The sequence below is a fragment of the Nesterenkonia sp. LB17 genome, from assembly GCF_022565915.1.
GTDB lineage: Bacteria > Actinomycetota > Actinomycetes > Actinomycetales > Micrococcaceae > Nesterenkonia.
In genome coordinates this window covers 731,037-757,069 of sequence record NZ_JAJOYX010000002.1, presented here as the reverse complement: position 1 = coordinate 757,069, position 26,033 = coordinate 731,037, and the positions used below count along the sequence as shown (strand labels likewise).

The following is a 26,033-nucleotide window of genomic DNA, read 5'->3' as shown; positions in this document are numbered from 1 at the left end:
CGCCATCACGACCCGCAGCTCTGCCCCCGAAGAATCAACCACCCCCAGCGCGCATCCGCTGGCACCGGCCTGGCTCACCGCCCGTCGGGACACCGATGACCTCGAGGCGGCGCTGCTCCCGGCCGACGCGCACCGCGACGCCGAGGGCCGCCTGGTGATCGGCGGGGTCGACGTCGTGACCCTCGCCGCCCAGCACGGCACGCCGCTCTACGTGCTCTCCGAGGCAGACTTCCGGGCCCGCGCCCGCAGCTTCCGCGAGGCCTTCGGCGCAGCCTTCGCCCCTGAGGCCGAGGTGGACGTCTTCTATGCCGGCAAAGCCTTCCTGAGCACCCATGTGGCGGGCTGGGCCGTGGAGGAGGGGCTCTGCGTGGACACCGCCTCCGGCGGCGAGCTGGCCCTCGCCCTGGCCGGCGGGGTTCCGCCGAGGCAGATCGGACTGCACGGGAACAACAAGTCCGACGCCGAGATCCAGCGCGCCCTCGACGCTGGGATCGGCCGCATCATCGCCGATTCCCTCGATGAGCTTGAACGGATCTCCACGCTGGCCGTGGCAGCCGGCACCCGCGCCCCGGTCATGCTCCGGCTGACTCCCGGCGTGCACGCCTCCACCCACGAATACATCGCCACCGCGCACGAGGATCAGAAGTTCGGCCTCTCCCTGACCCCGGCGTCCGGTGCAGACGCGTCCGGTGCAGACGCTGCCGGGGCAGAGGCGAAAGTCACCAACCCCTACCTCGGTTCGCCCGCCTGGACAGCAGCCTCGCGCGCACTGGAGCTTCCCGGCGTCGAACTCCGTGGAATCCACGCCCATATCGGCTCGCAGATCTTCGAACCTGCCGGTTTCGAACTGGCCGCGCAGAAGCTCATCGCCTTCCTGGCCAGCCTGCGTGCGGCCTACGGCGTGGAACTGCCCGAGCTCGACCTCGGCGGGGGACACGGGATCGCCTACACCGAGGCCGACACCCCGCGGGCCCCCGAAGCAATCGCCGCAGCCCTGGCCGCCACGGTGAAGCAGGCCTGCGCGGAGCACGGACTGAGCGTCCCACGGATCTCCATCGAGCCCGGCCGGGCCATCGTCGGCCCCGCCGGGGTCACGCTCTACCGAGTCGGGGTGCAGAAGGACGTCCAGGTCGACGCCCCCGACGGCACCACCGTGTCCCGGCGCTACGTGGCCGTCGACGGCGGCATGAGCGACAACGCCCGCGGCGTGCTCTACGACGCCGACTATTCAGCGGTGCTCGCCTCGCGCCGGGTGACCGGAGACCACGCGCTGTCTCGCATCGTGGGCAAACACTGCGAGTCCGGCGACATCGTCGTGCGAAACGTATACTTGCCGACGGCGACGGCCCGGGATGATCTCCTTGCCGTTCCCGCCACCGGCGCATACTGCCACTCGCTCTCGAGCAACTACAACTACCTGACTCGACCCGCAGTGGTCGCCGTCGCAGACGGCGCCTCCCAGGTGCTCATCCGCCGAGAGACCGAGCAGGACATGCTCGGGCGTGACACCGGCTTTGCCGCACACTGACACACAGCACGCGCGCAGCGCCGGGAACCGAACAGGCACAAGGGATTGAGGTCATGATGTCCGCAGCAAGGACCACCGCAGAGCCGCTGAAGATCGGTCTGCTCGGCGCAGGCAACGTCGGCTCACAGGTCGCACGCACCCTGGTCGAGGAGCGGGCGCTCATCTCCTCGCGGGTCGGTGCCCCGATCAAGCTGATCGGCGTCGCCGTCCGCGACGTCGAGGCCCCGCGCGACTGGAAGATCCCCGGCGAGCTGCTCACCACCGACGCCGAGGCGCTGGTGGACGAGGCAGACCTGATCATCGAACTCATGGGCGGCCTCGAGCCCGCCGGCACCCTGGTGGAGCGCGCGCTGCGCGCCGGCACCGCAGTGGTGACCGGAAACAAGGCGCTGCTCGCGGTCCAGGGCGGAAAGCTCAGCCAGGCCGCCGCAGAGTCCGGCGCCCTGCTGCGCTTCGAAGCCGCGGTCGGAGGGGCCATCCCGATCCTGCGCCCGATCCAGGAATCCCTCTCCGGCGACCGCATCACCAAGGTGATGGGCATCGTCAACGGCACCACCAACTACATCCTGGACCAGATGGACTCCACCGGCGCCGCCTTCTACGACGCGCTGGCCGAGGCGCAGCGGCTCGGGTACGCCGAGTCCGACCCGACCGCCGACGTCGAGGGCCACGATGCCGCAGCCAAGGCCGCGATCCTCGGCGCGCTGGCCTTCCACGCGCCCTTCAGCATCGACGACGTCTACTGCGAGGGCATCACCTCCGTCACCTCCGCCGACATCGAGGCCGCCGCGGCTTCCGGCTATGTGATCAAGCTGCTGGCGATCGTCGAGAAGAACGACGACGGTGCCATCCTGCGCGTGCACCCCACCCTGCTGCCCCGCACCCACCCGCTTGCAAGCGTCCGCGGAGCCTTCAACGCGGTCTTCGTAGTCGCCGAGAACGCCGGGGAGCTCATGTTCTACGGACAGGGAGCCGGCGGGCTGCCCACCTCCTCGGCCATCATGGGTGATGTGGTCTCCGTGGCGCGCCGACTGCACAGCGGACCGGACCACCCCGGGACCACCGACACCAACGGAGACTCCCAGACGGTTCGCGCACTGCCGGTGGATGACGCCCGCACGCAGTACTACATTGATATGGAAGTCGCTGACCGTGAGGGTGTCATCGCCGAGGTGGCCCGCGTGCTGGCCGATCACCACGTCTCCATCGAATCCATGCGCCAGCCCGGAAGCGTATCGACCGACGGTGAGGTGGACACCGAGGCGGCGCGCGAACGCGGCGCCGTCGTGCAGATCGTCACGCACCTGGCGAAGGAGAAGCACCTCTCCGACACCGTGTCCACGTTGCGCGCCCTGGACGTGGTCCTGGCAGTGAACTCGGTGCTTCGCGTCGAGGTCGAACAGTAGTCCTGGGCCCAGCCCACACAGAGCAGATCCCACCAGCACGACGATGAAGGAGCCCCCACTCGTGGCGCACCAATGGCGCGGAGTCATCCGTGAGTATGCAGACCGACTCCCCGTGGAGGAGACCACCGAGGTCATCACCCTGGGAGAGGGCGGCACCCCGCTGGTCTACGCCCCCGCGCTCTCCGAGCTGGTCTCCGGCACGGTCTACCTGAAGGTGGAAGGGATGAACCCCACGGGATCCTTCAAGGACCGCGGCATGACCATGGCGATCACCGCCGCGGTGGCCGAGGGCGCCAAGGCCGTGGTCTGCGCCTCCACCGGCAACACCTCCGCCTCGGCCGCCGCCTACGCGACCCAGGCCGGTCTGACCTGCGCCGTCCTGGTGCCGGCGGGCAAGATCGCGATGGGCAAGCTCTCCCAGGCGGTCGCCCACGGTGCGGAGCTGATCCAGGTGGACGGCAACTTCGACGGCTGTCTCGACATCGCCCGCAAGCTCTCCGAGAACTACCCGGTCTTCCTGGTGAACTCGGTGAACCCGGCGCGCATCGAAGGCCAGAAGACCGGAGCCTTCGAGGTGGTGGACGCACTCGGCGATGCCCCGGACTACCATCTGCTTCCGGTCGGCAACGCCGGCAACATCACCGCTTACTGGAAGGGCTACAAGGAGTACTCCCAGCCCTGGACCAACCCCTACGGGGGAGGCACCGGTGAGGAGCTCGCCGCGGTGGCCAGCCACACCCCGATCATGTGGGGGTTCCAGGCCGAGGGCGCCGCGCCCATCGTCATGGGCCACCCGGTGACCGAGCCCGAGACGGTCGCAACGGCCATCCGGATCGGCAATCCCGCCTCCTGGGAGAAGGCCGAGGCCGCTCGGGATGAGTCTGCCGGGGTCATCGAGTCGGTGACCGACGAGGAGATCCTCGTCGCGCACCGCTGGCTGTCCTCCAAGGAGGGCGTCTTCGTGGAGCCCGCCTCCGCTGCCGGCGTCGCCGGACTGATCAAGAAGCACTCCGCCGGTGAGATGCCGGCGGACAAGACGATCGTGATCACCGTGACCGGTCACGGCCTGAAGGATCCAGACTGGGCGCTGAAGAACGCCGACGGCTCGGACGTCACCCCGACCATGGTCCCGCAGGATGTCGAGACCGTGGCCCGGCAGCTGGGGCTCTGATTCGATGAGCGGGCAGCCCAGCATGCACAAGCTAGGACAGGGCCTCGCCCCTGAACAGGCACTGGCCCCCTCGGCCGCGACGCCACCTGCCGCGCAGGGACATGACGCGGAAGGTGCCAACGACCTTGCCCTTCGTGAGCCGCTGGCCGCCCCGGCGTCCTTCCACCTGAAGGTGCCGGCCACCTCCGCCAATCTCGGCCCCGGCTACGACACCATGGGTCTGGCACTGGGTCTCTACGATGAGATCACCGTCCACGCCGCGCCGCGGAGCGGCACCACCGCGCAGGTGGAGATCACGGTGGAGGGTGAGGGTTCCGCAACGCTGCCCCGCGATGCATCCCACCTGGTGGTCACCCTGGTCGAGAAGATCCTCAACGCCAAGGGCTTCAGCCTCCCCGACCTTCAGGTCCGAGCGGTCAACAACATTCCACACAGTCGCGGGCTCGGATCCTCGGCAGCGGCCGTCGCCTCGGCCGTGATGACCGCGCACACGCTGCTCCCAGACGGGTTGAGCGACGACGAGAAGCTCCAGATCGGTTCCCGGATCGAGGGCCATCCGGACAACTACGTCCCGGCGCTGCGCGGAGGGGTTGCAATCTCCTGGCAGGCAGCCGCCACCGCGCTGGGCTCCGCCGGTGAGCCTGACGGGTCCGCCGTCCACCCCCGAGACGGAGCCTTCAAGACCGCGCCGCTGATCCCGCACCCGGACCTGCGCACCGTGGTGGCCGTGCCGAACTTCGAGCAGTCCACCCAGGTGGCACGAGACCTCCTGCCCGCCCAGGTCGATCATTCCGCCGCGGCGCAGAACTCCGCGCGCGCAGCGCTGCTGGTCCACGCCCTCACCAGCGCTCCGGAGCTGCTGCTCGACGCCACTGAGGACGCGCTGCATCAGGAACAGCGCCGTCCCGCATTCCCCGGGTCGATGGCTCTGGTGGACGGACTCCGCGCAGCGGGGTTCGCCGCCGTGATCTCCGGCGCGGGACCCACGGTGCTTGTGCTCGCTGACTCCGACGCCCAGGCCAGCGCCGCGGCACAACAGATCTCGGCACTTGGCGGGCCCGACGCGCGGGGCCATGTGTTCACCCCCTCAATCCTGCCGATCGCGGGCGCGGGTGCTACAGTGGAGGCACATCAGCGTTGATGGCGTGCCCCGCACGCTCTCTCCCCAGATCCATTGAGTTGGCCCTGTAGAGATCACCATGATGTTCTTTCGCGCGAATTGCGCTTTTTCCTGCGCGCTGGACGGTGCAGACTCCTCAACAGAGTGAATCAGCAGAGTCCCGCGATGATCCCACTCCCCGCCGGGGACGAGGACCGTGCAAGAAGTCTCCCCGACGGTGTATGCGCGAAAGAAACTGAAATAAGCCAACGGACTTCTGACGCTCCGTTGAAGACATCGCAGGACGGCGCATCCGCCGGGCCTGCCTGACGAGGGGGAAGGAACCTTCGTGACAGAAACCACCGCTGAGACCACTGCGACTCAGAGCCCCGAGAAGGCCGAGTCCGCTGCACCCGAGGCCAAGAGCTCCGGGCTTGCCGGTCTGAAGCTCGCTCAGCTGCAGGCGCTTGCCTCACAGCTGGGCATCACCGGAAGCTCCCGGATGCGCAAATCTGCTCTGGTGGAGGCCATCTCCTCTCATCAGCGCGGAGGCGCCGTCGCCGAACGGGACAAGAAGCAGGACCAGGCGGCCGCCGCAGGCCGCGAGAACGACGACGCCAAGGGCGGCAATGATGGGCAGACCGCGAGCTCCGAGGAGCCTGCCGCCAAGCGCCCCAACCGCCGCCGGTCCAAGGCGAGCGAAGCTGCCGCAGAGCAGAACGGCTCCACCGCGGACAGCGCTGAGAACGCCGCGAGCACCGATGACACGCGCACCGAGAACTCTCGCGACAACGGCCGCAATGACAGCAACGGCATCGACCGGCGCGCTGATCAGCAGGGTGGCGAGAACAACGGCAGCGATGACGGCGGCGATTCTCAGCCCCGCGGACGCAACCGCAACCGCCGCAACCGCAACCGCGACGACAACGGGAGCCAGCAGCAGAACACTGCGCCGGCCGAGACCCAGCAGTCCAACGCCCAGCAGTCGGATTCCCAGCAGTCGAACTCTCAGTCGGGCTCCAACGAGCAGACTCAGGACCAGACTCAGGAGAACGGCCAGCGCAACGACGGCGAAGGCCGCGGCCGACGCAATCGCGACAACAACCGCGACAACAACGGTCGTGACGGTGGCCGCGGCAACCGCAGCGAGCGCAGCGATCGCAGCGACGGCCAGCGCAGCGACGGCGGCCGCGACAGCAGCCGCAGCGAGCGCAATGACGGCCAGCGCAGCGAGGGTCAGCGGAGCGACGGCGGCCGTGACGAGGAGCGTCGCAACCGGCGCAGCCGCAACCGCAACGACCGCAATGACCGCAATGACCGCAATGACCGTAACGACCGCAACGACCGCAGCAACCGTCGCCGCGGCCGCGATCCAGAGGTCGACGACACCGAGGTCACCGAGGACGATGTCCTGGTCCCGGTGGCGGGCATCCTGGATGTGCTCGACAACTACGCCTTCGTGCGCACCTCGGGCTACCTCCCCGGACCCAACGACGTCTACGTCTCCCTGGCCCAGGTCAAGCGGCACAACCTGCGCAAGGGTGACGCCGTCCACGGACACATCCGCGCCCCCCGCGACGGGGAGAACCCGCAGAAGCGCGCGAAGTTCAACGCGCTGGTGAAGCTCGACGCCGTCAACGGCCGCCCTTCGGAGGCCAACACCGATCGTGTCGAGTTCAGCAAGCTGGTTCCGCTCTACCCGCAGGATCGTCTGCGCCTCGAGGGTGACCCGAAGGACATCGCCCCCCGCGTGATCGACCTGATCGCTCCGATCGGCAAGGGCCAGCGCGGCCTGATCGTCTCCCCGCCCAAGGCAGGCAAGACGATCATCCTGCAGGCCCTGGCGAAATCGATCAAGGCCAACAATCCTGAGGTCCACCTCATGATGGTCCTGGTCGACGAGCGGCCCGAGGAGGTCACCGACATGCAGCGCACGGTCGACGGCGAAGTCATCGCCTCGACCTTCGACCGCCCGGCCGATGACCACACCACCGTCGCCGAGCTGGCCATCGAACGCGCGAAGCGACTGGTGGAGCTGGGCAAGGACGTCGTCGTGCTGCTGGACTCCATGACCCGACTGGGTCGCGCCTACAACACCGCGGCTCCGGCCTCCGGTCGGATCCTCTCCGGCGGTGTCGACGCCAACGCGCTCTACCCGCCGAAGCGGTTCTTCGGTGCAGCGCGCAACATCGAGCATGGCGGTTCGCTGACCATCCTCGCGACCGCGCTGGTGGAGACCGGGTCCAAGATGGACGAGGTCATCTTCGAGGAGTTCAAGGGCACCGGCAACATGGAGCTGCGGCTGTCCCGCCGCCTGGCGGACAAGCGGATCTTCCCAGCCGTGAACGTGAACGAGTCCTCCACCCGTCGTGAGGAGAACCTCCTCTCGGCTGAGGAGGTCAAGATCATGTGGAAGCTGCGCCGCGTGCTCTCCGGACTCGAGCAGGAGCAGGGTCTTGAGCTGCTGATCAACAAGCTCAAGGCGACCCAGTCCAACGCTGAGTTCCTGATGCTGGCGTCGAAGACCACGCTCGGAGACAAAGGCAACTAGCCGACTCATCAGGCGAAGCCCGGGGAGAGCATGCGCTCACCCCGGGCTTCGCCTGTACCAGCCCGGTCCGCCAGCGCTCCGTTCGCGCTTCAGCCACGGAAATGAAAGAGAATCCAGTCATGAGCGAAGAGATCAACGCCCGGATGTTCGACTCCGTATCGACGCTGCTCGCCGAGCACGCCGAACTTCAGGAGCAGCTCGCCGACCCACAGGTCCACGCCGACCAGTCGCTGGCCCGCCGGCTGGGACGCCGCTACGCCCAGCTCAACGGTGTGGCTGAGGCGCACAAGACCTGGAAGCAGCTCAGCGAGGACCTGGCGACCACCCAGGAGCTCGCCCAGGAGGACTCCGAGTTCTCCGCCGAGATCCCCGCGCTCACAGCCCAGCTCGAGGAGGCCGCGGCGAAGCTGCTGCGCATGCTGATCCCGCGCGACGAGAACGACGTGCGCAACGTGATCATCGAGGTCAAGGGCGGTGCCGGGGGCGATGAGGCCGCGCTCTTCGCCGGAGACCTGCTGCGCATGTACACCCGCTATTCAGAGGCCAGGGGCTGGAAGACCGAGATCATCTCCTCGACCCCCTCGGACCTCGGTGGCTACAAGGACGTGCAGATGGCGATCAAGTCCTCCACCAATGACCCGGCCCGGGGCGTCTACGCGCACCTGAAGTTCGAGGGCGGCGTGCACCGGGTCCAGCGCGTGCCCGAGACCGAGTCCCAGGGCCGGATCCACACCTCGGCGGCCGGTGTGCTGGTCCTGCCAGAGGTCGACGAGCCTGAGGAGCTGGAGCTGAGCCAGAACGACCTCAAGATCGACGTCTACCGCTCCTCCGGGCCCGGAGGTCAGAGTGTGAACACCACGGACTCCGCGGTGCGGATCACCCACCTGCCCACCGGGATCGTGGTGGCCATGCAGAACGAGAAGTCCCAGCTGCAGAACAAGGAGGCTGCGATGCGCGTGCTGCGCTCCCGCATCCTGGCCCACCAGCAGGAACAGATCGACGCCGACAATGCGCAGGTGCGCAAGTCCCAGGTCCGCACCATGGATCGCTCCGAACGCATCCGCACCTATAACTACCCGGAGAACCGGATCGTCGATCACCGCAGCGGGTACAAGGCCTACAACCTGGACACCGTGATCAACGGCGACCTGGAGGCCGTGATCCAGTCCTGCGTCGAGCTCGACGAGCAGGAGCGGCTCGCGGCGCTGAACGACACCCAGGACTGAGTCCCATGCCCACACATCAGCCAGCCGGTGCCCAGCCGGGGGACCACCCGGCCGATCAGCTCATCGACGACGCCGCCGCCCGGCTCCGCGCAGCGGGCGTTCCGAGTCCCAGGGTCGACGCCGAGATCCTCGCCGCCCACGTGCTCGGCGTCCCGCGCGGACGCCTCGCCGCGATGGCCATAGCCTCAAGCTCGGTCACCGCTGCCGACGCCGAGCGGATCACCGACCTGGTGGCCGAACGTGCGGACCGGGTGCCGCTGCAGCACCTCACCGGACTGGCGCCCTTCCGGCACCTCGAGCTGCGGGTGGGCCCCGGAGTCTTCATCCCGCGCCCCGAGACCGAGCAGGTCGCCCAGGCGGCGCTCGAACAGCTGGCCCGGATGGCCGCGCAGCGCCCACCCTCCTGGCGGCCCCGCGTGGTCGATCTCGGCACCGGCTCAGGCGCCCTGGCCGCCGCCATCGCCGCAGAACACCCCTCGGCCGAGGTCCACGCCGTGGAGCTCTCCACCCAGGCCGTCGCCTGGGCGGAGCTGAATCTGGCCCCGCTCGGAGTGACCCTGCACCAGCGCGACCTGCGTGAGGTGCCCGAGGAGTGGGAGTCCAGCTTCGACGTCGTCGTGTCCAACCCGCCCTATATCCCCGCCGGCATGGTGCCGCGTGAGGAGGAGGTGCGGGTGCATGATCCGGAGCTGGCGCTCTACGGCGGGGGCGCCGACGGGCTCACCATGCCCCATGCGGTGATCGCCGCCGCCAAGCGGCTGCTCGTGCCGGGAGGCTGGTTCATCCTCGAACACGCCGAAGCTCAGGCGCAGGCGCTGGCCGAGCACTGCAAGGCAGACAGCTCGCTGGCTCAGGTGAGCACGCACCAGGACCTCACCGGCCGGGATCGCGCCACCAGCGCGGTCACTGACCCAGCTCCCGCCGTTGACGCAGGTCTCGTGGCTGACCCGTATCCCGCCGTCGGCGTGGAAGAATGGCGCGCGTGAGCCAGACAGTCGACTGCACGGACCCCGCCTCCCGCGCCGAGGGCATCTCCGCGGCGCAGGACGCGCTCTCTCGAGGGGAGACGGTGGTCCTCCCCACCGACACCGTCTACGGCATCGGCGCCGACGCGTTCTCCCCGCAGGCCGTGGCGGTGCTGCTCGCGGCCAAGGGCCGCAGTCGCACCATGCCGCCGCCGGTGCTGATCGGTCGCCCCGAGATCATGGACGCGCTGGCCATCGACGTGCCCGAGGAGGCCAGGACCCTGGCGCAGGCGTTCTGGCCCGGCCCGATGACGCTGATCCTCAACGCCCAGCCCTCGCTGCGCTGGGACCTGGGGGAGACCCATGGCACCGTCGCGCTGCGCATGCCGGCCGATGAGCTCGCCCTGGATCTGCTCAACGCCACTGGGCCGCTCGCGGTCTCCTCGGCCAACCGCACCGGAATGCCCGCCGCGACCACCGTCACCGAGGCCCAGCAGATGCTCGCCGAGTCGGTCGCGGTGTACCTCGACGCCGGTGACCGCGGCTCATCCGCCGCGTCGACCATCATCGACGCCACGGTGACGCCGCCCCGCGTGGTGCGCACCGGGGCCCTGCCCCTGGCCGAGCTGCAGGCCGTCGTAGCCAGCGTGGCGCCCGAGGCAGAGGCGTCCGACTCGCACTCATGATCTATTTCCTGGCCGTCCTCGCCGTCTCGATGGTGGTGACCTATCTGCTCACCCCCGCGGTGCGGACCATCGCGTTGAAGCTGGGCATCTACACCCCGATCCGGGAACGTGATGTGCACAACCAGATCAAGCCGCGCTGGGGCGGGGTGGCGATGTTCCTCGGGATGGTCGTCGGTCTCGCCGCCGCCTCCACGATTCCCTATCTGAGTGGGATCTTCGCCGACCTGACCCCCGTGCGCGGCGTCTTCGCGGCGATGGTGGTGATCCTGCTGGTCGGCATGGCCGATGACGCCTGGGACATCCCCTGGATGGTCAAGCTCGGCGGACAGGTCGGCGCCGCCATCATCCTGGTGCTCCACGGGATCCAGCTCGAGGTCATGCCGGTGGGCTGGCTCGGAGTCGGCGGGCCGCTGGTGCAGGCGATGCTGACCGTGTTCGTGGTGGTGCTGACCATCAATGCCTTCAACTTCATCGACGGGCTCGACGGACTGGCTGCCGGAGTCGCCGCGCTGGGCGGCGCCGCGTTCTTCATCTACAGCTACCTGCTGACGCTCTCGATCAACGCCTTCGACGCCTCGAACCTGGTGACGCTGCTGATGGCGGTGCTCGTGGGCTCGTGTCTGGGCTTCCTGCCGCACAACTTCTACCCCTCGAAGATCATCATGGGCGACACCGGGGCCATGCTGCTGGGCCTGGTCATGGCGGCCGGGGCGCTGGCAGTGACCGCCGACGTCGGCCAGCTCGCCGAGGGCTTCAGATTCCGTAACATCCCCGCGTACATGCCGATCCTGCTGCCCCTGGCGGTGACCCTGCTGCCGCTGCTGGACCTGGCGCTGGCGGTGGTCCGACGCACCGCTCGGGGCGCCTCACCCTTCACCCCTGACCGTGGCCATCTGCACCACAAGCTGGTCGACGGCGGCTATTCCCACCCGCAGGCGGTGCTGCTGCTCTACTTCTGGTCTGCGCTGTTCGCCTTCGGAGCCGTCTCCTTCAACTTCCTGCCCTGGTGGCTGGTCACTCTGGGCATGGTGCTGAGCCTGGGCGCCGCGGTGGTGCTCACGCTGGGGCCCTGGCTCCGCCGTCGTGCGCTGCGGGTCAACCGGGCCGCCGCCCAGCGTGCGCTGCGGCACCGACTCAACGACTGATGACCCGGGTCAGGACGGCTTTCGGTGTGGTGGGACCGCCTTCGTCGGTGGTCCTCCGGCAGTGCCGGGGGTCGTTGTTCTGGTAGGCTTTCGGTGACTTCCCACACCAGTTCTGTGTTTTCCAACACCTGCGTGGGGGAGTTGCCCGTGGACCGTCTTCGGAAGTCTTGCTCATAGACTGGCGGTCCACATAAAAGGCGAGACGGAGTTGATCCGGCTTCCGATGCCCGGGGTTGAAACCCACTGACGGACACCGCAGAGAGGACCAGCGTTGCATTCGCTTGCGCCCATGGCCACCAATGAAGGTGGATTCCAGCCGCCCACGATTTCTGAGACGCACCTTCCGGAGATCTTTCCCTGGATGGCGGAGTGGGGGACTGGCTTCGGCAAGAACATGCTGATGGTCATCCTCTCGGTCATCGTCATCTCCTGGTTCTTCATGTGGGCGATCCGGAAGCAGTCCCTCGTCCCGTCGCGCACCCAGTACCTTGCCGAGTCCGGCTACGGGTTCGTCCGGCACACCCTGGGACGCGACATCCTCGGCGAGAAGCACTTCCGGCAGTGGATCCCGCTGCTCTTCGCGGTGTTCTTCTTCGTGCTGGTCAACAACATCTTCGGCGCCGTCCCGGGCCTGCAGCTGCCCACGTTCTCCCACGCAGGCCCCGCCTACGCGCTGGCCCTGATCATCTGGATCACCTGGATCGCGCTGGGCTTCAAGACCCACGGCCCCAAGTTCATCAAGCTCATGACGGTGCCCTCAGGCGTGCCGAAGTGGCTGCTGCCGCTGCTCGTGGTCCTGGAGTTCCTCTCCAACTTCATCATCCGCCCGCTGACGCACTCGCTGCGACTCATGGCCGTGATGCTCGCCGGGCACATCATCGTGATGCTCGCCGGCTCCGGCGTCGAGTTCCTCGTCGCCCAGCAGGGCGGCCTGGCCGACTACGGCCTGGGCGCGCTCATCCTCGTCGGCTCCATCCCGCTGTACTTCCTGGAGCTGATCATGATGGTCCTTCAGGCCTTCGTCTTCGCGCTGCTGACAGCGATCTACATCCAGGGCTCGATCGAGGCAGACGCCCACTGATTTTTCCCTCTATGCGGTTCGGCGTTCCTACCAGGACGTCGAGGCGCAGCGGCGGACCGGCACATGCCGGTAGGCCAGACATTAGAACCGTCCGCGTGGTACGCACGGGGACTCAGACAGAAAGTGAGCAACACATATGGACGGCACTCTGAACATGGTCGGCATGGGTCTCGCAGGCTTCGGCGCTGCACTGGCCATCGGCATGATCTTCTCGGCCTACCTCAACGGTGTGGCCCGCCAGCCTGAGGCGCAGCGCGTGCTGCAGCCCATCGCCATCCTCGGCTTCGCGCTGGCGGAGGCGGTCTTCATCCTTGCCATCGTCTTCGCCTTCGTGCTCTGACGCTGGTCCGATTCTTCTGGGACGGGCACCGGAACTCCGGGCCCTCTGAGATCGTCAGACTACTGAAAAAAGGGTGAACACATGATCAGTGCATCTCTGATCCAGGCAGCAGAAGGTGACGCCAACCCGTTGCTCCCCAACTTCTGGGAATTCCTGGTTGTGCTATTGGGCTTCCTGGTGCTGCTGTTCGTGGTCCAGAAATGGATCGTGCCAGCATTCGAGAAGGCCTATCAGGCCCGTACCGAGGCCATCGAAGGTGGACTCAACGAGGCTGAGAAGGCCAAGGCTGAGGCCGAAGCCATGAAGGCCGAGTACGAGAAGAACCTTGGGGATGCCCGTGCAGAGGCGAGCCGGATGCGCGAGGAAGCTCGCGCCGAAGGTGCCGAGATCGTCGCCGAGCACAAGGAGAAGGCCGCCGCTGAGGCGGCCCGCATCACCGAGCAGGCCCAGCAGCAGATCGCCGCAGAACGGGCATCGGCTGCGCATTCGCTCAAGGCTGAGGTCGGTTCGCTGGCCACACAGCTCGCGAGCCGGATCGTCGGCGAGGCGCTCGAGGACGACACCCGCTCCCAGCGAGTGGTCGATCGCTTCCTCGCGGATCTCGACGCTGATCAGTCAGCCCAGGCTGGCCAGACAGGAGCAGCACAGTAATGGCAGCGGTGACCACCGAATCCCTCGCAGCCGTGCAGAAGGAGCTCGCGCCCTCATTGGCGCAGGCCGACCTTGAGGTCGCCCGTGAGCTCTTCGCTGTACTGGATGTGCTCGATTCCTCGGCAGGGCTGCGCCGCAGCCTCACCGACCCCTCCCGCGATCCTCAGGACCGGGTGGCGATGGCACGCAGCCTCTTCGGCGCGAAGGTCAGGGGCACGACGACGGAAGTCCTCGATGCCCTCGTCTCGCGACGCTGGAGCAAGGAGCGCGACCTCGGCGACGCCGTCGAGATCCTCGCCGTCGTCGTGGTGGTGGTGCAGGCCGAGCGCGAGGGCCTGGCAGGTCTGGAGAAGCTGGAGTCGGCACTGCTGGACTTCCGGCGGACCGTGGCCTCCTCGCACCAGGTGCAGCGCGCGCTGACTGACGCCCAGGCAACGCCTGAGGCCAAGCAGAAGCTCGCAGCCCAGCTCTCCCCGGGAGCCAGCGCCGAGGCGCGGCTGCTCATCGATCGTGCTGTGACGGCGCCGCGCGGGCTTCGACCCGCGCAGCTCGTCGAGCGCTTCACCGAGCAGATCGCGGCACGCCAGCAGCGCTGGATCGCACTGGTCACCGTCGCCAAGGAGCTGGACCCCGGCTATATGCAGCGGCTCGGGGCAAGCCTGGACCGTTACTTCGGTCGAGAGCTGAAGCTCGACGTCGTGCTCGACCCTGCTGTGGTCGGCGGCATCCGAGTCCAGGTCGGTGATGAGGTGGTCGACAGCACGGTGGCCACCAAACTCAATGATCTCCACCGGAGACTGGCCAGCTAGTCTTCTTCAGACTGGCTCAACACATACGTGAATCTTTGAACCACCCGGCCGCACCTCGCGGCCATTACTGAGGAGAGCAGGGACTGCAGATGGCCGACTTGACCATCAACGCCGACGACGTCCGCAACGCCTTGAACGATTTCGCCGCATCCTACGATCCCGGCAGCGCAGAGCGCGTCGAGGTCGGACGCGTGATCTCCGCGGCTGACGGCATCGCTCGAGTCGAGGGACTTCCCTCGACCATGGCAAACGAACTTCTTCGCTTCGAAGACGGCACCCTGGGCCTGGCCCAGAACCTCGACACCCGAGAGATCGGCGTCGTGATCCTCGGCGAGTTCTCCGGCATCGTGGAGGGCCAGGAGGTCACCCGCACCGGCGAGGTCCTCTCGGTCCCGGTCGGTGACGAATTCCTGGGTCGCGTGGTCGACCCGCTGGGCACGCCCATCGATGACAAGGGCGACATCACCCCGGAGGGTCGCCGTCCGATGGAGCTCCAGGCTCCCTCGGTGGTGCAGCGCAAATCCGTGCACGAGCCGCTCCAGACCGGCATCAAGGCCATCGACGCCATGATCCCGATCGGCCGCGGTCAGCGTCAGCTGATCATCGGTGACCGCCAGACCGGCAAGACCGCGATCGCCATCGACGCCATCCTGAACCAGAAGGCCAACTGGGAATCCGGCGACGTCACCAAGCAGGTTCGCTGCGTCTACGTTGCTGTGGGCCAGAAGGCCTCCACCATCGCGGCCGTGCGGCAGACCCTCGAAGAGCGCGGCGCGCTGGAGTACACCACCATCGTGGCGTCCCCGGCATCTGACCCCGCCGGCTATAAGTACCTGGCACCGTTCGCCGGTTCGGCCATCGGCCAGCACTGGATGTACGGCGGCAAGCACGTGCTGATCGTGTTCGATGACCTCTCCAAGCAGGCTGAGGCCTACCGTGCGGTGTCGCTGCTGCTGCGTCGCCCACCGGGACGCGAGGCGTACCCCGGCGACGTGTTCTACCTCCACTCTCGTCTGCTCGAGCGTTGTGCCAAGCTCTCCGACGAGCTCGGCGCGGGTTCGATGACCGGACTTCCGCTGGTGGAGACCAAGGCCAACGACGTGTCGGCCTACATCCCGACCAACGTCATCTCGATCACCGACGGTCAGATCTTCCTGCAGTCGGACCTCTTCAACGCCAACCAGCGTCCGGCAGTCGACGTGGGCATCTCGGTGTCCCGCGTCGGTGGTGCCGCTCAGCTCAAGGCCATGAAGAAGGTCTCCGGCACGCTGAAGCTGGACCTGGCGCAGTACCGGGACATGCAGGCTTTCGCCATGTTCGCCTCGGACCTCGACCCCGCCACCCGGCAGCAGCTGGTGCGCGGCGAGCGCCAGACCGAGCTGCTCAAGCAGGCGCAGTACACGCCGTACGCCATCGAGGATCAGGTCGCATCGATCTGGACCGGTTCCCAGGGTCACCTGGACGATGTCGAGACTGCGGACATCAAGCGCTTCGAGACGGACTGGCTGGACTACCTGCGTCGCAAGACCAACGTGCTGACCAACATCGCCGCCTCGGGCAAGCTCGAGGACGACACCGTCAGTGCGCTCAAAGAAGCCATGGTCGCGTTCAAGAAGGAATTCCACGCCGAGGGTGCCACGTCCATCGTGGGCAACGAGCAGACCGACGCGATGTCCGCCGACGAGATCAGCCAGGAAGAGATTCCCGCACGCAGCTGAGGTCCACACCGCAGCTGAGCAGAATCACTTGCTGAACGACATCAAGGAAGGACAAGCATGGGAGCCCAGATTCGGGTCTACCGCCAGAAGATCGCATCGACTTCGTCGATGAAGAAGATCTTCAAGGCGATGGAGCTGATCGCGACGTCTCGCATCGGCAAAGCACGCAGCCGTGCGCGGGCAGCCTCGCCATACGCAGATGCCATCACACGTGCGGTCTCCGCCGTGGCCTCGCAGAACGACATCGATCACGTGCTGACCACGAAGGTGGAGAACCCCACCCGCGCGGCAGTGCTGATCGTCACCAGCGACCGCGGACTCGCCGGCGCCTACTCCACGAACGTGCTCAAGCGGGGCGAAGCCCTGACCAAGCGCCTTCGGGAGGACGGCAAGGAGATCCGCCCCTACCTCTATGGACGCAAGGCGCAGGCGTTCTATGACTTCCGTGAGCGGGAGTATGACCAGGTATGGACCGGAAACACGGACGCCCCCGAGGTGGAACGTGCTCAGGAGATCGGCCGCACGCTGGTCGATCGCTTCCTGCAGCCCACCGAGGAGGGCGGCGTGGACGAGCTGTATCTCGTCTACACCGAGTTCCAGTCCATGGTGAAGCAGGAGCCGGTGGTGCGACGTCTGTTGCCGCTGGCCTTCGTGGAGCAGGATGCGGAAGCCAAGCACGAGCCCACCCCGCTGTATGACTTCGAGCCCGCCGCCGAAGAGGTCCTCGATGCGCTGCTTCCGCGGTACATCGAGTCCAAGATCTTCGCGGCGATGCTGGAAGCCTCGGCGTCGGAGCTCGCGGCTCGCCAGCGGGCGATGAAGTCTGCTGCCGACAACGCGGACGACCTCATCAAGAAGTTCACCCTGTTGCGCAACAACGCTCGCCAGGCCGAGATCACCCAGGAGCTCAGCGAGCTCATCGCGGGTGCCGACGCTCTGGCCGCGAGCTAGCCCACGGGTACCCCCGCAGGCCAACAACAGACGTTTTGACATCATCCAAGATCAAGTGAAGTGAGAGAGATGACTGCCACTACTGCAGAGCAGAGCTCCGGAGCAGCCGGTCAGCCGGGTGCGACTGGTCGCATCGCCCGGGTGATCGGTCCGGTCGTGGACATTGAGTTCCCCGCCGACTCCATCCCATCGATGTACAACGCGCTCAACTCCGAGGTCACCCTCGGCGGCGTGACCCGCAAGATCACGTTCGAGGTCGCTGCACACCTGGGCGACAACCTGATCCGTGCGATCTCGCTGCAGGCCACCGACGGCCTGGTGCGCGGCACCCCCGTGCACGACACCGGATCAGCCATCACGGTGCCCGTGGGTGAGTCCGTGAAGGGACACATCTTCAACGTCCTGGGCGAGACCCTGGACATGCCGATCTCCGAGCTGGAGGTTCAGGATCGCTGGCCGATCCACCGCCCGGCTCCGAACTTCGCGGCACTCGAGGGCTCCACCGAGATGCTGGAGACCGGCATCAAGGTGATCGACCTGCTGACCCCATACATCCAGGGCGGCAAGATCGGCCTCTTCGGCGGCGCCGGTGTGGGCAAGACGGTGCTCATCCAGGAGATGATCACCCGTGTGGCCCGCAACTTCGGCGGCACCTCGGTGTTCGCCGGTGTCGGTGAGCGCACCCGTGAGGGCAACGACCTCTGGGTCGAGATGGAAGAGGCCAACGTCCTCAAGGACACCGCCTTGGTGTTCGGTCAGATGGATGAGCCGCCAGGCACGCGTCTGCGTGTGGCACTGAGTGCGCTGACCATGGCGGAGTACTTCCGCGATGTGCAGAACCAGGATGTGCTGCTCTTCATCGACAACATCTTCCGCTTCTCGCAGGCCGGCTCCGAGGTCTCCACGCTGCTGGGGCGCATGCCTTCAGCAGTGGGTTACCAGCCGAACCTTGCCGACGAGATGGGTGTGCTCCAGGAGCGCATCACCTCGACCCGCGGCCACTCCATCACATCGATGCAGGCCGTCTACGTCCCCGCCGATGACTACACCGACCCGGCGCCGGCGAACGTGTTCGCCCACCTGGACGCGACCACGGAGCTTTCCCGTGCAATCGCCTCGCGTGGTCTGTACCCGGCTGTGGACCCGCTGAGCTCGACCTCGCGCATCCTTGACCCGCAGTACGTGGGTCAGGAGCACTACGACACCGCGACTCGGGTGAAGCAGATCCTGCAGAAGAACAAGGAGCTGCAGGACATCATCGCGATCCTCGGCATCGATGAGCTCGGCGAAGAAGACAAGATCGTCGTCTCCCGCGCCCGCCGCATCGAGCAGTTCCTGTCACAGAACACCTACACCGCCAAGCAGTTCACCGGCGTCGACGGTTCCACTGTGGCGATCAAGGACACCATCGAGGGCTTCAACGCCATCGCCAACGGTGATCTCGACCACATCCCGGAGCAGGCGTTCTACAACGTCGGCGGCCTCGATGATGTCGAGCGTCTCTACGCCGAGATCAAGAAGAGGTCCTGATCATGGCCGAACTCGACGTTCAGGTGGTCGCCAGCGACCACGCCGTCTGGTCCGGTGCCGCCAAGTCGGTGCGCGCGCGCACAGTGGAAGGTGACATCGGAATCCTGCCGGGTCACACTCCGGTGCTCTCGCTGCTGGCCGAAGGTGAGCTGGTCATCAACCCCGTCGAGGGCTCCCCAGTGAACGCGAAGGTCACCGGAGGCTTCTTCTCGGTGGACTCCGATCAGGTGACCATCGTCGCGGACGAGGCCGAGCTCACGCAGAGCTGACCCGATCATCGACTGATCCACCTCATCGCCAGGCGGGCCCCCGGACTCCTCACGGAGGCCGGGGGCCCGCCTGTCTGTGCGCGCGTGCGCGAAGCTCATCCTGTCTGTGCGCGCGTGCGCGAAGCTCATGGACAGCTTCGCCAGCTCATGGCGGCGCATCAGGCGCTGCCGAACGCGAGGGGCGTCGAGATGGTCCAGGGGCGAGATGCCCGCCATGGTGCGCGAGCTCGATGCCGAGTCCGGCCGGGACAGCCGGCTCTGCGGCGACGCCGACCCCAGGGGTGAGCCTCCCGACGTTTCGGGCCGGAGGTTCAGCCGGCTAGAAGAGGCGCGAGTCGGCGTCGTCGACCCCGCGCATCGCGTCATAGTCCAGCACGAGGCAGCGGATGCCGCGGTCCTCGGCGAGGGTGCGTGCCTGGGGCTTGATCTGCTGGGCCGCGAAGACTCCCTGCACGGGCGCCAGCAGCGGATCGCGGTTGAGCAGGTCCAGGTAGCGGGTGAGCTGCTCAACCCCGTCGATGTCGCCGCGACGCTTGAGCTCCACGGCGACGCTGCCCTGTGGGCCGCGGGCGAGGATGTCCACCGGACCGATCGGGGTGGGGTGCTCCCGACGGATGAGCCGGTGGCCGGCGCCGAGCAGCTCGATCTGCTCGGCGAGCAGCCGCTGCAGATCGGACTCCACGCCGTCCTTGACCAGACCCGGGTCCACGCCGAGATCATGCGAGACGTCCTCGTGGACCTCGCTGATCAGGATGGACAGGGTGTCGTCGCTCTTGGTCGCCGAGACGTTCCAGACCTCGGTGATACCGGCCTCACGCTGCTGCGCGTCGGGCGCGGTCACCCGCATCGTGGCGGGCGGGGACATCCAGTTGAGCGGCTTATAGGAGCCGCCGTCGGAGTGGATGAGCACGCCGCCGTCGGCCTTCACCATGAGCAGGCGCGTGGCCTGGGCCAGGTGGGCGTTGAGCCGGCCGGAATATGACACTGAACAGGTCGCAATTACCAATCGCACGGTGACTGATCCTACCCGGTCTCGGGGGAAGGGCCGCACCCGGGACCAGTGGCCCAGCTGTGTCGTGGTATCCGGAGCCCCACACCTGAAACAATGGAGCCCATGGCCAAGTCAGCGAAGGGACCCGGAAGGCGCGCGTCGAAGTGGCAGCGCGAGCACCGACCGCTGTCCACGGGGGTCTTCGGTCAGGGCGCATTCTCCTCCGGGACGGTGCGCCGCCGTGACGGGGAATATCACGTGCGGCACATCTCCGCCTCCGCAGCGCAGAAGAGCTACACCTGCCCGGGATGTCACCTTCCCGTGCCGGCAGGGACCGCTCACGTCGTCGCCTGGCGGGCCGATTCGATCTTCGGCGATGAGCACGCGGCCGCCGAGCGACGCCACTGGCACAGCCACTGCTGGCGGATAGGCTGAGGTCATGTCTGCTCAGAGATTTGAATACACCGAGGTCCACGACGAGGAGCTGGGACCCAAGTCGGTGCTGCCGGCGCGGCGTGAGGAGATCACGCTGCAGACCGAGGACGGGCTGACCCTGGTCGGTGAGCTGGCGCTGCCCCTGCATGCTCGGCCCGAGGCGACTCTGGTGACCTTCCACCCGCTGCCCACCCACGGCGGGTTCATGGACTCCCACATCTACAAGAAGGCCTCCTACCGGCTCCCTGCACTGGCAGACATCGCGGTGCTGCGCTTCAACACCCGTGGCACCAGCTCACCGCGCGGGACCTCGGAGGGGGAATTCTCCGGAGGTGTCGAGGAGCGACTCGACATGGCCGCCGCGATCCGGTTCGCCGCGCAGCGCGAACTGCCCCACCGCTGGATGCTCGGCTGGTCCTTCGGCACCGAGCTGGTGCTCAAATATGGCACCGACGAGCCCGCACGCTCGGAGACGGAAGGCGCGATCCTGCTCTCGCCTCCGCTGCACCGCGCCGAGCCGGCACACCTGGAGGCCTGGAACGAGGATGGGCGCCCGCTGCGCATCCTGGTGCCCGAGCTTGATGACTTCCTCAAACCTGCGGAGGCGCGGCAGCGCTTCGCCCCGATCACCCAGGCTCAGCTGCGCGGCGTCGAGGGTGCCAAGCACCTCTGGGTGGGGGAGCGGTATTCCCGCCTGGTGCTCGAGGACATCGCGTCCACCGTCCTGGGCGTGACCGCGGATCTGCCGACCACCTGGACCGGGCCGATGGCCTCGGAGTAGCGCTGCGCCGCGCGACCGACCGGTCTGCGCTGCGCCGCGCGGCCTGACTGGGTTCCGGGCTAGCGGGCGTCCTGGCGGCGGATCAGGACCTCGCGGGTCAGCAGCATCACCGCGGCGGCGGTCGGGATCGCCATGAGAGCCCCGAGCACCCCGAGCAGCGTGCCGCCGGCGATGACCGAGATCACGACGACGGCGGCGGGGATCCGCACCGCGCGGGCCATGATGCGCGGCGAGACGAAGTACGCCTCGACCTGCAGGTACACGAAGTAGATGGCGGCGAAGGTTGCGGCGGTCTGCCAGTCCACCGTCAGGGCGACCAGGGTCACGATCGTGCCGCCGGTGACCGGCCCCACCAGGGGGATGAAGGCCAGCACTCCGGCCACCACTGCGAAGAGCACGCCGAAGGGCACGCCGGCGATGCTGATCGCGAGGAATGCGACAAGCCCGTTGAGCACCGCGACACCGGCCTGACCGATCACGTAGTGGCCGACCCCGTCCAGGATCCGATCCCCGAGGTGCTGGACCCGGCCGCGGTTCGAGCGCGGTGCGAGACGGTAGGCCCATGCGGTCATCACCGGCAGTGAGGCCAGGAAATAGATCGCCAGCACGAACACCACCAGCGTGCCGAGTCCGGTGGTCAGGATCGCCGTCCCGACTCCGAAGAGCCCGCCGAGGGCATTGGTGATGTTCGTGGGGTCGGAGATGAACCGGTTGACCTCGGTGTCGATGATCTGTTGCACCTGGAACTCATCTTCGACGCTCCGGAACCACTCAGAGCCGGAGATGTTGTTGACCAGCACCGGCAGCGAGCGCACGAAGGTGGACGTCTGCTCCGTCACCATCGGGGCGAGAGCCGCGATGAATGTCGCCACGACGGCGAGGAATGCCGTGATCGTGACAGCCACCCCCGCGGGCCGCGGCAGGCCTGCCCGTTCCAGGCTGCGCACCACCGGATCGAGGCCGATGGCGATGAACAGCGCGGCGGTGATCCACAACAGCAGCTGCGTGTTGGCCTGGGCCACGAAGAAGACCAACAGCGCGAGGCCGACGCCCAGGGCGAGCATGAATCCGGTGTAGATCGGGCGCGACGCGTAGGGGGCGGCGGCGTTCTGCGTGGACTCCGCCGAGACCGGGGGCAGGCCATATCGGTCGAACTCGGGAAGCGCCGCCGGTGGTTTGAGCGCACGGGCTGACCGAATCATGCGCATGCGGTACTGCAGGCCGCGCGGACGACGTCTCGAGGGTCCACGGCCGAACAGGCGTCGACGGGGAGCGGCTGAGCGGTCCTGTTCGCCGCTGCCGGACTGCCCGTCGGGGCCCAGCTCCTGAGGATCATGCTCGGACTCTGTCACGGGGTCAGCTTAGCCACGCGCCGTCCATGGGACACCATGGTCTGGCGGAAATCCGTCCAGCGGGCGCCCAGACTGTGATCCTATTGTTATGTTCGGTATTCTAAGAGGTTGAACCACCGCCTCCTCCTCCGATCAAGGACTCCTCACCCGTGCGTCTCCCCGCTTCCATCATCGCTTTCATCCTGGGTCTGCTTATGGCGGGCATCGGAGTGGGGCTGCTCACCGTCTGGGCCTCCGACGAGGTTCCCACCGCGCAGACCGAGGAGGTGGAGGATGCCCCGCTGACCGTGATCAGTGAAGACCTGATCGACCCTCAGGCGGAGCGCGACGAGTTCACCATCAGCGCCGAGGGTGAGTACACCATCGCACTGGCGCGCACCCAGGACATCGAGGCCTGGGTCGGCGACGCCGCGCACGTCACCATCGGAGCGGTGCAGGAGGGCGAGGATGATGCCCCGTCCACCATCGAGACGCAGTTCACCGAGGGTGAGACCACGGTGCCGGATCCGAGCGGCTCTGACCTCTGGGCCGCCAGCGAGACCACCGAGGGTGATCTTCGCTACCGCTGGAGCGCACCCGATGACAGCGGCGAGTGGAGCCTGCTGATCTTCCGCGACGGCGAGGAGCCCGCTCCCAGCGCCGTCACAGTGGAGCTTCCCGAAGAGGAAGAGAGCCTGCTCGGCACGGTGCTGATCGTGCTCGGCGCGCTGGTCATCCTGGTGGGCATCTTCCTGCTCTACCGCGCACTCGCCACCCGTCGCCGCGACCGCAGCCCCGAGACCGACCCCGGGACCACCCGGGTCGGTGGTCCCGCCGCGGGCGCTGCGACCGGTGCCACCGCCGCGACCGGTGCCACCGCCGCGACCGGTGCCGCTGCCGCAACCGGTGCTGGCGCCACGGATACCACCACAGTCGAGGATGATATGAACCAGACCGAAGGGCCCCACGAAAGCCCTCACCCTGAGGCTCCCCAGCACGTCGATCCCTCCGAAGAAGAGCTGACCGGGGTCCTCGGTTCGGTCTCCACCACCGAGAGCACCTACGACCCGGAGGCGCTCAAGGACGAAGACTCCGCCGCAGCCGGCACCGAAACTGCCCGCACCGACTCAGCCGGAGGAGCCGATCCGGTGGATCCCGATGCCACCGGCATCATCGACCCGGTGGGACCGGAGCCGACCGCTCCCGAAGCGACCGAGGATGACACCGAGGATGACACCGAGGATGACACCGAGGACGATACCGAGGAAGGCCGCACCTGGCGCAGCCGCTCGGTGGCCACTGCCGCGGCCTTTGCGCTGGCGCTGAGCCCTGCTGCGCTCATGGCCGATGCGGAGAATCCCGCTCAAGACCCCGCCGAGGACGAGTCGGCGCAGACCGAGGAGGTCGAAGCAGAAGAGGTTGAGGCAGAAGATGGCGAGGGCGCCGGATATTCGGTGCTGCTCCAATCCCAGCTGCAGGGGATCGTCGATGACATCGCGGAGCAGACCGCGGCGGCCGACGCCGAGTTCGATGCCGAGATGCTCTCGCCACGAGTTTCGGGAAATGCGGCGCAGGTCCGTGAACTGACCTACCGGAACCACGAGATGGACGAGGATGTCACCGCGGACGCCATCGGCACCGAGATCCTCAGCGCCGCGGTGACCTCCGGCACCGACTTCCCGCGTCAAGCGGTGGTCATCACCCAGGACGCCGAGGCCGAGATCCCGCAGGTGCTGGTCATCGAGCAGGCTTCACCTCGGGAGAACTATGAGCTCATTCAGGCGGTGCTGATGGTCCCCGGCACGGAGTTCCCGGCCATCGCGGCCGAGGACGGCGGTGTGGAGCCTGTGGATCCCGACGCCGAGGAAGCTCGGTTCGCCGCCAACCACGCCATGGAGCGCGTCGCCGTCTTCCTGAACAACAGCGAGTACTACTTCGGGATGAGTGTGGAGGAGAACGCCTACATCGAGGACCTCCAGGCGTACCAGGAAGAGCTCAGCGAGAGCGCCGAGGACCTGAGCATCTCCTACACCCGGCCGTTCATCGGCGAGGGCAGCACCGCGATGCGTCTGCCTGATGGTTCGGTGATCGCAGTGGGCAGCTTCGACTCCACCACGCAGCTGCGACCCGAGGACGGCGCCTCGATCAACCTCACCGGCGTGACCGCGGATCTGGCGGGCACCGATTCCACCACGGACGACGTCGACATCGTCAATCGTGAATCGATGATCCTGCACATCCCGGCCGAGGACGGCGAGCGGGTCGTCGTGCTCGGAGTCCACGATATTGTGAATGAGGTCAACGTACTCGACTGATCTCCGCAGCCGGAGATCGATCTGCAGGACCACCATGATGGACCCCGACGTGCAAGGAGCGCTTCTGTGACCGATTCCGCCCAGGAACCCCAGTCCCGACGGGTCGACGCCAGGGGGGCAGTGGATCTCTCCGGATTCGCCTCCGACGGTGCGCCCGGGGCGTCCGCGCCCGCCGCCCCGGCGGGTCAGGCCCCAGCCGCTCAGGCTGCACCGGGAGCGCCCAACAGCTGGGCCATCCAGGTGCAGCCGCAGCAGCTGCAGCAGGTGGTGGAGCTCTCCTCGCAGGCTCCGGTGATCGTGCTCATCCACGGCACCGACGCGGCCTCGGCGACTATGAAGTCCACCCTGGAGGACCTCGTCGACGCCCAGCAGGGTCGCCTGCTGCTCGCCGAGATCGACTCCTCCGCGCACCCGGAGCTGGCCCAGAGCGCCGATCAGGTCCCGGTGGCCACTGCCTTCATCGGCGGCCGTCCGGTCGGGGAGTTCGACGCCTCGGTGCCTACCGAGCAGCTTTCCCAGCTGGTGACGCAGATGGTGCAGATGGCCACCCAGAATGGCATGACACAGAAGCTTCCCGCGCAGTCCACCCGAGTCGTGGAGGGCCAGGAGCCCCCGGCGGAGCCGGAGCTGCCGCCGCTGCATCAGGAGGCGCTCGATGCTCTGGAGAACAGCGACTACGCCGCTGCGGCGAAGGCCTACGAGCAGGCCATCAAGGAGAAGCCCGACGATGAGGACGCCAAGATCGGCCTGGCCCAGGTGAAGCTGCTGCAGCGGACCACCGGAGCCGATCTCGCCGCAGCCCGTGAGGCCGCGGCCGCGAACCCCGACGATGTCACCGCACAGATCGCCGTCGCCGACCTCGACGTGCTGGGCGGTCACGTGGAAGATGGCTTCTCGCGCCTGGTGCGCTTCATCCAGACCCATTTCGGTGATGATCGAGAGACGGCACGGGCTCACCTGGTCGAGCTCTACTCCATCACCGGTGACACCGATCCCCGCGTCTCCGCCTCGCGCAGGCAGCTCGCCCGCGCCCTCTTCTAGAAGGCCTCGTCTC

Annotated in this window: 23 protein-coding genes; 21 read left to right on the top strand and 2 right to left on the bottom strand. The window is 67.4% G+C overall.

The features are described from left to right. Positions 1–4: 4 nt before the first annotated feature. The 17 genes from LTH96_RS07150 (at position 5) to LTH96_RS07070 (ending at position 19,126) form a co-directional block, all read left to right on the top strand. Positions 5–1,528, top strand: coding sequence for a diaminopimelate decarboxylase (locus tag LTH96_RS07150; RefSeq protein WP_241465109.1), 1,524 nt, complete (start codon positions 5–7; stop codon positions 1,526–1,528). 56 nt (positions 1,529–1,584) lie between these two features. Next, complete coding sequence (locus tag LTH96_RS07145) at positions 1,585–2,934, top strand: homoserine dehydrogenase (protein ID WP_241465108.1); 1,350 nt, start codon at positions 1,585–1,587, stop codon at positions 2,932–2,934. Between the two features lie 61 nt (positions 2,935–2,995). Next, positions 2,996–4,105, top strand: coding sequence for a threonine synthase (gene thrC / locus LTH96_RS07140; protein WP_241465020.1), 1,110 nt, complete (start codon positions 2,996–2,998; stop codon positions 4,103–4,105). Between the two features lie 22 nt (positions 4,106–4,127). Next, a complete protein-coding gene (gene thrB, locus LTH96_RS07135) occupies positions 4,128–5,246 on the top strand; it encodes a homoserine kinase (RefSeq protein WP_241465019.1) in 1,119 nt (372 codons plus the stop codon). 307 nt (positions 5,247–5,553) lie between these two features. After that, the gene (gene rho, locus LTH96_RS07130; RefSeq protein ID WP_241465018.1) at positions 5,554–7,755 is read left to right on the top strand and encodes a transcription termination factor Rho; all 2,202 of its coding nucleotides are present in this window, start codon (positions 5,554–5,556) and stop codon (positions 7,753–7,755) included. Between the two features lie 143 nt (positions 7,756–7,898). Next, on the top strand, positions 7,899–8,981 hold the full coding sequence (gene prfA / locus LTH96_RS07125; protein WP_241465107.1) for a peptide chain release factor 1: 1,083 nt from the start codon (positions 7,899–7,901) through the stop codon (positions 8,979–8,981). A 5-nt stretch (positions 8,982–8,986) separates the two neighbouring features. Further along, on the top strand, positions 8,987–9,967 hold the full coding sequence (gene prmC, locus LTH96_RS07120; protein WP_241465017.1) for a peptide chain release factor N(5)-glutamine methyltransferase: 981 nt from the start codon (positions 8,987–8,989) through the stop codon (positions 9,965–9,967). Continuing rightward, the gene (locus LTH96_RS07115) at positions 9,955–10,632 is read left to right on the top strand and encodes an L-threonylcarbamoyladenylate synthase (protein ID WP_241465016.1); all 678 of its coding nucleotides are present in this window, start codon (positions 9,955–9,957) and stop codon (positions 10,630–10,632) included. Before prmC ends, LTH96_RS07115 begins: the two co-directional genes overlap by 13 nt. Further along, complete coding sequence (locus tag LTH96_RS07110) at positions 10,629–11,777, top strand: MraY family glycosyltransferase (RefSeq protein ID WP_241465015.1); 1,149 nt, start codon at positions 10,629–10,631, stop codon at positions 11,775–11,777. Before LTH96_RS07115 ends, LTH96_RS07110 begins: the two co-directional genes overlap by 4 nt. Positions 11,778–12,066: 289 nt before the next feature. After that, complete coding sequence (atpB, locus tag LTH96_RS07105) at positions 12,067–12,858, top strand: F0F1 ATP synthase subunit A (protein ID WP_241465014.1); 792 nt, start codon at positions 12,067–12,069, stop codon at positions 12,856–12,858. 136 nt (positions 12,859–12,994) lie between these two features. Beyond that, on the top strand, positions 12,995–13,198 hold the full coding sequence (locus LTH96_RS07100) for an ATP synthase F0 subunit C (protein ID WP_036476452.1): 204 nt from the start codon (positions 12,995–12,997) through the stop codon (positions 13,196–13,198). An 81-nt stretch (positions 13,199–13,279) separates the two neighbouring features. Beyond that, positions 13,280–13,849, top strand: coding sequence for a F0F1 ATP synthase subunit B (locus LTH96_RS07095; RefSeq protein WP_241465013.1), 570 nt, complete (start codon positions 13,280–13,282; stop codon positions 13,847–13,849). Continuing rightward, positions 13,849–14,658, top strand: coding sequence for a F0F1 ATP synthase subunit delta (locus LTH96_RS07090; protein WP_241465012.1), 810 nt, complete (start codon positions 13,849–13,851; stop codon positions 14,656–14,658). Before LTH96_RS07095 ends, LTH96_RS07090 begins: the two co-directional genes overlap by 1 nt. Before the next feature lie 89 nt (positions 14,659–14,747). Next, positions 14,748–16,376 carry a F0F1 ATP synthase subunit alpha gene (gene atpA / locus LTH96_RS07085; RefSeq protein WP_241465011.1) on the top strand — a complete coding sequence of 543 codons (1,629 nt, stop codon included), beginning with the start codon at positions 14,748–14,750 and terminating at the stop codon, positions 16,374–16,376. A gap of 57 nt (positions 16,377–16,433) precedes the next feature. After that, complete coding sequence (locus LTH96_RS07080) at positions 16,434–17,327, top strand: F0F1 ATP synthase subunit gamma (RefSeq protein WP_241465010.1); 894 nt, start codon at positions 16,434–16,436, stop codon at positions 17,325–17,327. A 69-nt stretch (positions 17,328–17,396) separates the two neighbouring features. Continuing rightward, a complete protein-coding gene (gene atpD / locus LTH96_RS07075) occupies positions 17,397–18,857 on the top strand; it encodes a F0F1 ATP synthase subunit beta (protein WP_241465009.1) in 1,461 nt (486 codons plus the stop codon). A gap of 2 nt (positions 18,858–18,859) precedes the next feature. Then, positions 18,860–19,126: a F0F1 ATP synthase subunit epsilon gene (locus LTH96_RS07070; RefSeq protein WP_241465008.1), complete on the top strand. Its 267-nt coding sequence runs from the start codon at positions 18,860–18,862 to the stop codon at positions 19,124–19,126. A 319-nt stretch (positions 19,127–19,445) separates the two neighbouring features. On the opposite strand, the gene nucS is transcribed toward LTH96_RS07070, so the two are convergent. Then, complete coding sequence (gene nucS, locus LTH96_RS07065) at positions 19,446–20,138, bottom strand: endonuclease NucS (RefSeq protein WP_241465007.1); 693 nt, start codon at positions 20,136–20,138, stop codon at positions 19,446–19,448. 102 nt (positions 20,139–20,240) lie between these two features. Between nucS and LTH96_RS07060 the strand changes: the two genes are divergently transcribed. Both LTH96_RS07060 and LTH96_RS07055 read left to right on the top strand, forming a co-directional pair. Then, positions 20,241–20,552: a hypothetical protein gene (locus tag LTH96_RS07060; RefSeq protein ID WP_241465006.1), complete on the top strand. Its 312-nt coding sequence runs from the start codon at positions 20,241–20,243 to the stop codon at positions 20,550–20,552. Positions 20,553–20,556: 4 nt separating this feature from the next. Further along, entirely contained in the window at positions 20,557–21,333 is a 777-nt protein-coding gene (locus LTH96_RS07055; RefSeq protein ID WP_241465005.1) for an alpha/beta hydrolase, read from the top strand. A gap of 59 nt (positions 21,334–21,392) precedes the next feature. Here LTH96_RS07055 and LTH96_RS07050 read toward each other — a convergent pair whose 3' ends face one another. Continuing rightward, on the bottom strand, positions 21,393–22,685 hold the full coding sequence (locus tag LTH96_RS07050; RefSeq protein WP_241465004.1) for an AI-2E family transporter: 1,293 nt from the start codon (positions 22,683–22,685) through the stop codon (positions 21,393–21,395). Between the two features lie 149 nt (positions 22,686–22,834). Here LTH96_RS07050 and LTH96_RS07045 point away from each other — a divergent pair, with 149 nt between their 5' ends. Both LTH96_RS07045 and LTH96_RS13295 read left to right on the top strand, forming a co-directional pair. Further along, positions 22,835–24,979 carry a hypothetical protein gene (locus tag LTH96_RS07045; RefSeq protein WP_241465003.1) on the top strand — a complete coding sequence of 715 codons (2,145 nt, stop codon included), beginning with the start codon at positions 22,835–22,837 and terminating at the stop codon, positions 24,977–24,979. Positions 24,980–25,045: 66 nt separating this feature from the next. Next, entirely contained in the window at positions 25,046–26,020 is a 975-nt protein-coding gene (locus LTH96_RS13295) for a tetratricopeptide repeat protein (RefSeq protein ID WP_241465002.1), read from the top strand. Positions 26,021–26,033: the final 13 nt, after the last annotated feature.